This window comes from Psychrobacter sp. PL15, assembly GCF_035984995.1.
Classification (GTDB): Bacteria; Pseudomonadota; Gammaproteobacteria; order Pseudomonadales; family Moraxellaceae; genus Psychrobacter.
In genome coordinates this window covers 241,075-251,740 of record NZ_JAXCIB010000005.1, presented here as the reverse complement: position 1 = coordinate 251,740, position 10,666 = coordinate 241,075, and the positions used below count along the sequence as shown (strand labels likewise).

General features: G+C 43.4%; 10 protein-coding genes. All 10 read right to left on the bottom strand.

Annotation, left to right across the window (positions count from 1 at the left end; genetic code table 11):
- Positions 1-125: 125 nt before the first annotated feature.
- The gene (gene purF, locus RCH20_RS06610; RefSeq protein ID WP_209957793.1) at positions 126-1,661 is read right to left on the bottom strand and encodes an amidophosphoribosyltransferase; all 1,536 of its coding nucleotides are present in this window, start codon (positions 1,659-1,661) and stop codon (positions 126-128) included.
- Positions 1,662-1,968: 307 nt separating this feature from the next.
- A complete protein-coding gene (locus tag RCH20_RS06605; protein WP_327193011.1) occupies positions 1,969-2,466 on the bottom strand; it encodes a CvpA family protein in 498 nt (165 codons plus the stop codon).
- A gap of 60 nt (positions 2,467-2,526) precedes the next feature.
- The gene (locus RCH20_RS06600) at positions 2,527-3,561 is read right to left on the bottom strand and encodes a quinone-dependent dihydroorotate dehydrogenase (protein WP_209957798.1); all 1,035 of its coding nucleotides are present in this window, start codon (positions 3,559-3,561) and stop codon (positions 2,527-2,529) included.
- A 178-nt stretch (positions 3,562-3,739) separates the two neighbouring features.
- Positions 3,740-4,282, bottom strand: a complete 543-nt coding sequence (locus RCH20_RS06595; protein ID WP_327193010.1) for a DUF4870 family protein — start codon at positions 4,280-4,282, stop codon at positions 3,740-3,742.
- 226 nt (positions 4,283-4,508) lie between these two features.
- The gene (gene gspM / locus RCH20_RS06590; protein ID WP_327193009.1) at positions 4,509-5,054 is read right to left on the bottom strand and encodes a type II secretion system protein GspM; all 546 of its coding nucleotides are present in this window, start codon (positions 5,052-5,054) and stop codon (positions 4,509-4,511) included.
- A gap of 149 nt (positions 5,055-5,203) precedes the next feature.
- A complete protein-coding gene (gspL, locus tag RCH20_RS06585; RefSeq protein WP_327193008.1) occupies positions 5,204-6,439 on the bottom strand; it encodes a type II secretion system protein GspL in 1,236 nt (411 codons plus the stop codon).
- A 134-nt stretch (positions 6,440-6,573) separates the two neighbouring features.
- Positions 6,574-7,032, bottom strand: a complete 459-nt coding sequence (gene sixA, locus RCH20_RS06580; protein WP_209957805.1) for a phosphohistidine phosphatase SixA — start codon at positions 7,030-7,032, stop codon at positions 6,574-6,576.
- 57 nt (positions 7,033-7,089) lie between these two features.
- Positions 7,090-8,409, bottom strand: a complete 1,320-nt coding sequence (locus RCH20_RS06575) for an NAD(P)H-dependent glycerol-3-phosphate dehydrogenase (RefSeq protein WP_209957807.1) — start codon at positions 8,407-8,409, stop codon at positions 7,090-7,092.
- Between the two features lie 136 nt (positions 8,410-8,545).
- Positions 8,546-9,199, bottom strand: a complete 654-nt coding sequence (locus tag RCH20_RS06570) for a nitroreductase family protein (protein ID WP_442793111.1) — start codon at positions 9,197-9,199, stop codon at positions 8,546-8,548.
- 256 nt (positions 9,200-9,455) lie between these two features.
- The gene (gene zapE, locus RCH20_RS06565) at positions 9,456-10,556 is read right to left on the bottom strand and encodes a cell division protein ZapE (RefSeq protein ID WP_209957811.1); all 1,101 of its coding nucleotides are present in this window, start codon (positions 10,554-10,556) and stop codon (positions 9,456-9,458) included.
- Positions 10,557-10,666 lie beyond the last annotated feature (110 nt).

The window sequence follows — 10,666 nt, the reverse complement described above, 5'->3', positions numbered from 1 at the left end:
TAAATAGCAGACCAAGAAAACGATTGGGATTCAAAACACCAAATCAGGTATTCTATAACATCATTTAGCGTTGCACTTGGTGTGTTAATCTAGGATTTAAAGCCAGCTTATTTTTGGGCGGGCTACTACATTTCTTCTACACCAGTCATATCAACAGGCGTGTCAGCAACGATTTGCATGCCTTTTTTACCGGTTTTAGCGGCTTCGCTACGCAGCTGTTGTAAGTGGTCAAGGTACGCTTCATTGATTTGACCAGTAATATAACAGCCATTAAATACCGCACAATCAAAACCTTCAACCTTACTGTGCTTGGTGTCTTTTACTGCATCAATTAGGTCGTCCAGATCTTGAAAAATCAAGCGATCAGCGCCGATAATCTTGCGCACTTCATCCACGCTATGACCTGAAGCAATCAGCTCACTGCGTACTGGCATATCAATACCGTATACATTGGGATATTTTACTGGCGGCGCAGCGCTGGCAAAAAATACCTTTTTAGCACCTGCATCCCGTGCCATCTGGATGATTTCGTGACAGGTGGTACCGCGCACGATAGAGTCATCAACCAATAGTACATTCTTACCTTTAAACTCTAATGGTACTGGGCTGAGTTTTTGACGCACTGATTTCTTACGTTGCTGTTGACCGGGCATGATAAAGGTACGGCCAATATAGCGGTTCTTCATAAAGCCTTCGCGGTACTTGATGTTCATCTGTAGCGCTAACTCCATCGCTGAAGTGCGCGAAGTATCTGGAATCGGTATGACCACATCAATATCGTGATCCTCACCCCACTCTCTAAGAATTTTTTGGCCCAGTTTTTCGCCCATACGTAGACGTGATTTGTAGACTGAAATGTTATCCATAATCGAGTCTGGACGGGCAAAATAAACATACTCAAAAATACACGGCGTATATTCTTGTTGCTCTACACATTGATGGGTATGCAATTGGTGATTGAGGTCAATAAAGATTGCTTCACCTGGTTTGACATCACGAATAATGCTAAAGCCTGAGCCGGTAAGCGCCACTGACTCTGAGGCCACCATATATTCGGTGCCGCCATTTTTTGCGAGACGTTCACCAAAGATTAAAGGACGAATACCGTTCGGGTCACGAAATGCCAGCAAACCATGACCAGTAATCAATGCCACTACCCCATAAGCCCCTTCACAGCGGCTATAAACTGCTTTTACTGCTTCAAAAATATCGTCAGGGGTTGGATGAGTTTTATCAAGGTTCTGCATTTCATGTGCCAGAACGTTCAATAACACTTCAGAGTCTGAATCGGTATTTAAATGACGGCGATCATCTTGATATAATGATTTTGCCAAGCTCTCAGCATTAGTCAAATTACCATTGTGGGCCAAGGTAATACCGTAAGGTGAGTTGACATAAAAAGGTTGGGCCTCAGCACTGCTAGACGTGCCAGCAGTAGGATAGCGAACGTGACCGATACCAAACTGACCCACCAAACGCTGCATGTGGTGGTTCATAAAGACATCACGTACCATGCCATTTTCTTTACGTAAGTATAAGCGCCCATCTTGTAAAGTCACAATACCCGCAGCATCTTGCCCGCGGTGTTGTAACATAGTTAAGGCATCATAAAGAATTTGATTGACTGGCTCATGAGCTGCAACCCCAACGACTCCACACATAGTTATATCCTATTTTTAGCCACATATTAGTAACACAATAACAGCACGATTGCTGGCAGTAAGAGCTGGCAGACAAACGGCTTTGATTATTTTGCTTGCTGAAATTAGATTGTCATTAAAAACAATTAATTGATGATCTATGAATGATGCTTTATGACTACTAAGTTATTAATGTTAAAAATTAAGTTATTAATGTTAAAAATCATTAGCATTATTAGTCATTAGTATTAAAAATTATTAGTATTAATAATCGTTAGCATTAAAAGTTATGAGCGCTAGATGAGGCTTGTCAGCCATTTATCAAGACTTATGATTGGTTAATTTGATCCCAAGCAACGCCCAGCACATCTGAGGCCAAAGTCTTGGCCATAGGCGCGTATGGCAGTAACTCTGGTGCTAATACTGAGGTTTGCCATTGCGGCATTTGTACCAATAACGGCGCACTCACACTAAGCACTACTAAGACGATAAGAATATTTTTGGCCGCGCCAAGTACGCCACCAGCCATTTTGTCTACCACGCCTAGCCGTAACGTTTTAAGCACCCCTGAAAATACAAATCCTACCAGATGCATGGTCGCCAAGATGACTATGACCACTAATAAGAATGCCATGGCCATCTGCAAGACCGAGCTTTGCACAAATCCTGACAACTGTGGTGCAATAGCACTGGCCAACCGAGTAGCGGCAACCAAAGCAATAAACCATCCTATTAGACCGAATGCCGTTTTGACCAAGCCCACTTGAAAACCGCGCCATAAGCCAATTAAAACAATAAAGGCAATCACAATATCTAAACCACTCATGTTTACCGCCCTATTGTCCTATTAACTTGCTTTAGCTTTTATGACTCGAGCCTTACTTTTTTATCCTTCCATCGCATCATAGTAGCCGCCAATCCCTTGAATGCAAGATTGCACTAGACCTGGACCTCGATAAATAAGACCAGTATATAACTGCACCATATCGGCACCCGCTTTGATTTTTTTCACCGCTTTTTCGCCGCTATCGATACCACCAACCCCAATTAAAGTGACTTTATCATCCAATTGATCAGAGAATTGTTGTAATATTTGGGTGCTAATGTGGCTAACCGGACGGCCTGATAAACCACCAGCTTGATCGCCATCGGTTAGATCTTCGACCCCGACTCGGCTTAGAGTAGTATTGGTAGCAATCAAGCCATCAATTTCAAAATCTAACAGCTGTTGCGAGATATAATCGACCTGTAATGGATCTAGATCCGGGGCGACTTTGAGTACGATTGGCACATAAAAACCATACTCGGTTGCCAACTGATTATGACGGTTTTTAATAGTGTCTAGTAAATACGTTAATGCTTCGCCACTTTGCAAGTCACGCAAGTTTTTAGTATTAGGTGATGAGATATTAACCGTAATATAAGAAGCATGCGGATACACGCGTTCAAGACAGTAAACATAATCGTCTGCGGCATTTTCGACTGGCGTACTGGCATTTTTACCAATATTAATGCCGATGTTGCCTTTATATTTGCAGCGTTTGACGTTTTCGATCAGATAGTCGACGCCCTGATTATTAAAGCCCATACGGTTAATAATCGCATCCGCTTGTTTGAGCCTAAATAAACGTGGTTTGTCATTGCCAGTTTGCGGCTGCGGGGTGACCGTGCCCACTTCGATAAAGCCGAAACCCAATTCGGCCAACGCATCAATATAATCGCCATCTTTGTCCAAACCTGCTGCCAGGCCAACTGGATTAGCAAATTGTAAACCCATACAATCTATCGGCTGCATTTGCTGGCCATAGACCAGCCCTAACGCTCGAGCTTTATGTGCCTTAGCCAACAAAGATAAGGTCATGTCATGAGCATGCTCAGGGTCCATCTTAAACAAAAACGGGCGAAGTAAGGCGTAGGACATAATGACAATAAACCCTAATTGAATAAAAACGATGAGTGGAACTAAATGAGATAAATCCAGCGCTGCGATTATATCAGTTTAGCGGAAGTAAGACCAAAGTTTCCTGTGCTGGCAGCCACAAACAAATGCTGAACCAATAAGCCTTTAACGAGTAAACACTTAGTAAAGCTAGCCAGCTTTACGGCACAGGGCGATTATCCGTTAGCGCAATCCAACCACGTACAATGCGGTATAAGTGCCAAATAAAAGTGAATCCTATAATGAGCACACCCAGTACGGTCAGTAAAATCGATCCAATGGCGATATTACCGCTGTCGGCCATGATGCTGACCCCTAGACCGCCTAAGGCGAATACCAGTAACATACCACCAAGTGCAAATAGAACAATACTATACCAAAAGGTTTTGATCTGCCAATCAAAATGAGTTGCCAACCAGGTTCTATCAGCATCATGACGCTTGGCATAATTCATGACAATAGGCACAATCCACAGTAGCCCAGCGGTAAAATAGCTCAATACGTATAACAAATAAGTCACATGATTATAGGTGATTAGAGCGCGTTGTTTGTTATCACTCATCATGCCCCCCTGTTGTTGCCGTGCCAGCTCTTGACTAGGCTGGTAGCTAGAAGATATATAGTCATTAACGATGTCAGGATCAGCGGTCTTAGTCTGACGATGCAAACTCTCATCAGAATGAGGCTCAGAAGAACGGTTCATAATAATTATCCATAACTGGCAATAGCCACTACTATCAAAGTGGCAACGTACACTAGCATAACCACTACATATTAACGTAACTGCTAAGCATTCCATTGTGGTGAATCAGGCTTATTTCAAGAGGCTAATGTCAAAATACGGATTTATAGCATCAGTGTTGAGACATGCAGTGCCAATACCTAAAAGATAACCTATGGTTGGGCTCAAGTCATTACATTAGATAACGCTAAGAACTGACTATAGCTTGTACTTGAACAAACTTAGTAGCTGGGTCTTGCTCCATCGATAGTTGGGTAAATTGCCAGCCTTGCTGTTCAAGCTTGCCAAGTGCCGCGCTTACTACTGCTTGACTGGCATTGGAGAAGTTCAGTTGTACCGCATCACCAGCAGCGACCACTTGCGCATTATCGATACCAGAGGCATTTAATAGCGAGCTGATACTGCTGGCTGGTGGTGCATCACCACTTTGAGTATTGGCAGCGCTCAAAGCATTACTATCAATATTACCAGCTTGCGCGCGTAGCCAGAAATAATCGGCGACTTGCTCTTGGTAATCCGCCTTACTGTCTGTTGCTGCTTGGCGCATGCTATAACCACCGTAGCCACCTACGAACAACAGTAAAAATACTATTAACACACCCAAGGCCAGCTGGTCACGAGGAGACAGTACCTGCCAGCGCAACCTCAATAGGTTTTGGTAGTGATTTATATGCCCTGACAAGGCGCTATCTGTCGATGGACTAGGTTTGGCACGACGTTGTAATATTTTCATTACCTGACCTTGGTTGCTCGTATTACTCACTCAATAACAATCATTAATAGGTTTCAAAACTCTGAGTCATTAACCATCATTAATGGACTAATAAATAGCTGAATAATAAACGAATACTGCAAATAAACGGTGAGTACGTTAAAGCTTTTTTAAGACTCAGCAGCCTGAGTCGGTACTAAACCATCTTCCATCAAATTTACGGTTATTTGACCGCTAAACTGACCTTGCCCATTGCTATTTACCCGCTCCAAATTGGCATTCAAACCTTGTGACATCAGCGTACTGGCAAACTGATCAAGACTATCACGATTCGGTGCAATTAACGTAAAGCTAAGCGCATTTGGCTCCATAACTAACGACTGCGCCCGTAAGGACGACTGTTTGATCAATGGTGATACTCGCGCCAAGATCGCCATGTGCGATGCGGGAGCTTGACTGTCACTACGTAATTTTGGTTGTACTTGTGCTTGCAATTTTGTGCGGGTGCTCAGGGCTTCATTTGGGAACCAAGACTGATACTGCGCAGCGACCTCGGTTTTGGTGGCAACCGCAGCTTCACTATAGCGATACCATTGGACACCATCAGTCGCAATTTGTAGGACTAATGCCGATAATGCCACCATCATAGCAACGCGCAAATAAGGCGATAGCTGTGAATCTGACGACTTAACAAAAAAGTTAAGCGCGTGACGCTCAGGGTTTTCGATCGGCGTGGGCGTGGCTGCTAAGCTAGTCAATAGCAGCTTACTGTCGACAATGAGTTCGGCAGTTTCTGTGGCTATATTTGCTGTGCTAGATGGGTGCATAGAGCTGTCAATTGGGGCTAACACACAAACATCACTTAACTGTGGCAGCCGCTCAAAAATCAATGGCAGATAACTGACTGCCAAACCTTGGTGCGACGACTGTCGCAGGATGGTGGTATGTTCATCTTGGTATAATACCACTTGTTGCCCAGCGCCCTCTTCGGGAATAGGCAACAATAAAAAATCAGGCAGTGACGCTTGAACCGTTAAACCTGCCAGGGTGGCACTTTGCTGCCACGTTTCGATATCACTTTGCGCAAGTGCGTATAAATAATGGCTATTGGCATAGCTGATCTGCCGCACCGCCAGTTGTTCGACTGGAGCGAGTGAGGTTTCTTCAAACAAGTATTGTTTGCCCGTCGTACCTAACTGCTTAAGCTGAGTAAAGCTCAGCTCAGTACTTACTTGTAACAAATGACTTGAAGGAAAGTATAGGCACAACGTTTTGTGACTATTGGTTTTATAGCTGCTATAGACATCATGTAACTGCTGCCAGCTGTCAACCGACTGCCACTGTTTTGTATCCGCATGCCACACAGCCAGCGGACTATTTTGTGCTCTTAACCAAACGTGTAACACTAAACGCGTCCTTGCTCATCGAACTGTGGGTAAAAGCGAAATATATAAACAAGTTTTATAATATTTTATGCTACAGCGGTTATCAATATTACTCAGTATTGAGGTTAAATTAAGTGATAACACTACAGCTAGTACTAACGTGGTTGAGTGGGAACAAAGCGATCAATTTCATTAGCCATACCAGCCATTACAAATTCCATCTCAAACACCCGCGCCTCTGCTAAAGAAAATGCTTCAGGATTATTATTAGTTAGTAGGCCCGCAAGATTAGCCACGATGGACATATGACATACTATCACCAAACACTCTGCCTCGATATTCGCCAGTGCTGTTAGAGCCGTTTTTGCATCATCAGCAGGAGTGATATTGTCTTGCACCGTTACTGGCACTGTGGGCGCGCACGTTTGCAATTGCGCTAGAGTCTGCTGCGCTCTATGGTAAGGACTAACGACGAAATAATCAGGCGCATAATGTTCAATAATATAATCTGCTGTTTGCACTGCTTGTTGTTGTCCATAATCAGTCAGTTGGCGCGCGCTATCTGGTCGGGTCTCGTCTTCTGCTTGACCATGACGCATCAATATAATCTTCATAACGTTCCTTGGCTTAAGTTTTAATTAAAACCTTAATTTCTATTGTTTTTATCATTCTCAGTCTTTATTTTCATCAGCAGCACTTTTATCAGCAGCATTGTTATCAGAGTCATCTTCAAGCAAGTTATTACTTGCGGCTTGCATTTTCGCGGTGAGCGACTCATTGCTGTGGTCATGAGCCATCACAAATTCGACGTCACTACGAAAGCCTGCTTCCATCAAGTGTAAAGCCACGCCAAGCGCTGCTTTATCTTCATAAATAACCGCGTATAAAGCATGGGTAATGGGCATATAAATACCCTCTTTAACGGCTTTTTCGTGCACCTGTTGGATCGTATTTACCCCTTCAGCTGTTTGACCCAGCTTTTTTACGGCAGCATCAATACTCATACCGCGACCCAGCATATTACCAATACGGTAGTTACGGCTTAGCTCAGAGCTACAAGTAGCATATAAGTCGCCAACCCCAGATAAGCCTAAAAAGGTCAAAGGATTAGCGCCCGTTTCGACCCCGAAGCGGCTCATCTCTGCTAAGGCACGCGTTAATAACATTGCTTTGGTGTTTTCGCCAACCTCGTAAGCTGCTGCCATACCCATTGCGATGGCATAAATATTTTTGAGGGTGCCTCCCAACTCAACACCACGAATATCATCACTGGCAAAGACTCGAAAAAACGCACTATGTAATGCCGCTTGTACCGCATGACGTAGGGGCTCAGAGTCACTAGCAATCACGGTTGCAGACGGCATGTTTTTCATAATTTCTATTGCTAAATTTGGTCCTGACATAACGCCAAAATTAACCTCAGGTAACTCGTCTTTAATGATATCACTCATGAAGGCGAAAGTATCTTTTTCCATACCTTTGGTCAACGATACGATTGATTGCCCGGTAATAAAGGGCGCAATATTCTTTAGGGTTTCGCGAAAAGCTAAGCTGGGTACCGCGAGGAAAATAATGTCTTTATCTTTGACTGTCGCTTCTAAATCATGACTGTACTTAAGACGGTCATCAAGTTTGTGACCAGGCAGATATTTTTTATTCATCTGCAGTTTTGCCATAGATTTGACCGTACGTTTATTACGCACCCATAGCGTGGTGTCACAACCGTTACGCGCCGCTAAGTTTGCCATCGCCGTGCCAAAACTGCCACCACCCAAGAACGCCAAGCGCAATTTGGTAGAATTATTATGGATTTGCGACATTTTTTCAGCTACAGCGGCCTCCACTGCACTGGGATTCAGCTTTTTTCGGCCAAGACCTGACTTGGTAGCACGTTCAATAATACTTGCCAGTAGCCTGTTTTGTTTTTCAACAGCGCTATTGTCAATACTATGGTCTGTGTCTTTAGCATTATTATCGGTTGAGCTAGTCATAATCATTTATCCGTGTTGGCCGACTTATATGGTTTATCGCTATTATTTATAGCGCTAGTATGGCACATCTATACTGAGGCTAACTTGCTTAATAAATGGTTAGGTTAGGGCGTGTATTTACCAGGCTCAGCGTTGTTTACGACTCAAAGCGTAGTAGTGGCTCAATATCTATCGGTTTACGTACAGGTTTATCACAAGGACTGGTACCAGTATAAACAAAAGCCGTGACATAATCATCTGCCGCAACGCCAAAGTATTCTTTTACCGCAGGCTCGTTACACAGCAGGCCCGTGCGCCATACAGTACTGAATCCTTGGGCTTTTAAAGCTAAAATAAGATTTTGTACCGCCGCGCCTGCACTCAGCATTTGTTCAAAAAACGGCACTTTTTTGTGGTCTTGCATCTGAGTAACGACCGTAATGATAACGGGTGCTCGTAGCGGCATATTGTAGGTTTTTTGCTGAGTTTTCTCAGACAGTACCTCCCCTTCTCTAGCCGCTTTTGCCTCAGCGGCAGCAAGGAAGGCGTGTCCCAGTTGGTGGCGCGCATTGCCTTCGGTGATAATGAATCGCCATGGCTGTAGTTTTTTATGATCAGGTGCCGTCGCCGCACATTCGATTGCGGCTTCAATTTGGGTATGAGTGGGCGCAGGAATACTTAAATTACCAATACTGCGTCTTGATTTAATCCAATTAATCAGCTGTTCGTCAGTGACTTGTGCATTATCCACTGTTTTATCTTCAGTATGCGCCGATTCATTATTTCTCTGTATTTCATTGTCATCGAGCATGCTCATAATTCATCCTTATTTGTTATTATCGTTAGATATTAATACATAGCATGTGTTTTATTATCATTACTCTTAATGGTATATCCACTACTACACAACCTTGCCTACAGTTTCTGCAAATAAAGGCTGCAAGAAACTGTAGGCAAAATTGAGCGTCCTGCACTATCGTATGTTTATAACCAGTATTTCTAAGCTATCGTTATGTGAGTAGTCAAATCAAAACATCTCGATCAAGAGATCTATAATAAGATACTCATTACGCAGCGTCATCAAGACGATGCTTCATTTTTAGATAGTCTTCTGATTGCATCTCAAGCAACCGCGAGCGCGTACGTTCAATCTCAAACGATAGCTTATCGCCTTGATATAGATCAAGAATAGACTGCTCTGCCCGAATCAATAGCTTCACGCGCCGATCGTAAAACTCATCAACCATGTAGATAAAACGCCGGGTTGGATCGCGAAGATCGTCATCTAAGGCGGGTACTGCATTGACCAACACGGTACTAAATTGATTGGCAATTTCGATAAAGTCAGCCGCTGAACGCGGTTGCATACATAAATGGCGGAAGTCACAAAATAATATAGTTTCGGTACGCGCGTTGATTTTGACTTCACGGCCATTGATAGTGATGGGCTCGCTACTGGTCTTTAAATTATTTGACAAACTCGCAAAGCGATTGGCAAGCCAATGATGATTGCTTTTGGTCATGGGCGACTTGTACAGCTCAGCTTGCTGCAAGACTCGCAGACGGTAGTCGATGCCAGAGTCAATATTCATGACATTAGTATTACGCTCAACTTCAGCGATAGCAGGCATAAAACGATCGCGATGTAGACCATCCTTGTATATGCCTGATGGTTCAATGTTTGAAGTGGCCACTAAGGTGATACCACGGTTAAACAGCATAGTAAATAAATCACCTAAAATCATGGCATCAGACACGTTAGAGACAAAAAACTCGTCAAAGCAGATAATAACCGCTTCTTTATAAATAATATCAGCAACTTTTTCAAGCGGATCACTTTGGCCTTGAATCGCATGGAGCTCCTGATGCACACGCTGCATGAAGTGATGAAAATGCTGGCGCATCTTACGATCAATGGTTAAGGAGTCATAAAACATGTCCATCATCCATGTTTTGCCACGCCCCACACCTCCCCACATATACAAACCTTTGGGTGCCACCGGTTTGGACTTTAAAAAGCTAAAAAATCCTTGCTTTTGTTCTGCGGTATTGTTGAGCTGGTGATATAAGTCATCAAGATAGCTCATGGCCTGATACTGCTGTTCATCTCGGGTAAAGTCATCAGTACTGACGGCTTGCTCATAGCGCTGTAATGGAGATAATTTCATAATGCGACTCGTCATTAGACAAAATAAATAATAAAGTAATATGTTGTTACCGTCAGTTGCTACTAACTTATGATTTTTACACTGAGATGGTAGCGACTGAGTTGTCAGAA

Excerpts from the sequence above, each read along its gene's own strand:
- sixA (WP_209957805.1), bottom strand. The coding sequence starts at position 7,032 with ATGAAGATTATATTGATGCGTCATGGTCAAGCAGAAGACGAGACCCGA.
- RCH20_RS06600 (WP_209957798.1), bottom strand. The coding sequence starts at position 3,561 with ATGTCCTACGCCTTACTTCGCCCGTTTTTGTTTAAGATGGACCCTGAG.
- RCH20_RS06570 (WP_442793111.1), bottom strand. The coding sequence starts at position 9,199 with ATGCTCGATGACAATGAAATACAGAGAAATAATGAATCGGCGCATACT.
- purF (WP_209957793.1), bottom strand. The coding sequence starts at position 1,661 with ATGTGTGGAGTCGTTGGGGTTGCAGCTCATGAGCCAGTCAATCAAATT.
- zapE (WP_209957811.1), bottom strand. The coding sequence starts at position 10,556 with ATGAAATTATCTCCATTACAGCGCTATGAGCAAGCCGTCAGTACTGAT.
- gspM (WP_327193009.1), bottom strand. The coding sequence starts at position 5,054 with ATGAAAATATTACAACGTCGTGCCAAACCTAGTCCATCGACAGATAGC.
- RCH20_RS06605 (WP_327193011.1), bottom strand. The coding sequence starts at position 2,466 with ATGAGTGGTTTAGATATTGTGATTGCCTTTATTGTTTTAATTGGCTTA.
- RCH20_RS06595 (WP_327193010.1), bottom strand. The coding sequence starts at position 4,282 with ATGAACCGTTCTTCTGAGCCTCATTCTGATGAGAGTTTGCATCGTCAG.
- RCH20_RS06575 (WP_209957807.1), bottom strand. The coding sequence starts at position 8,409 with ATGACTAGCTCAACCGATAATAATGCTAAAGACACAGACCATAGTATT.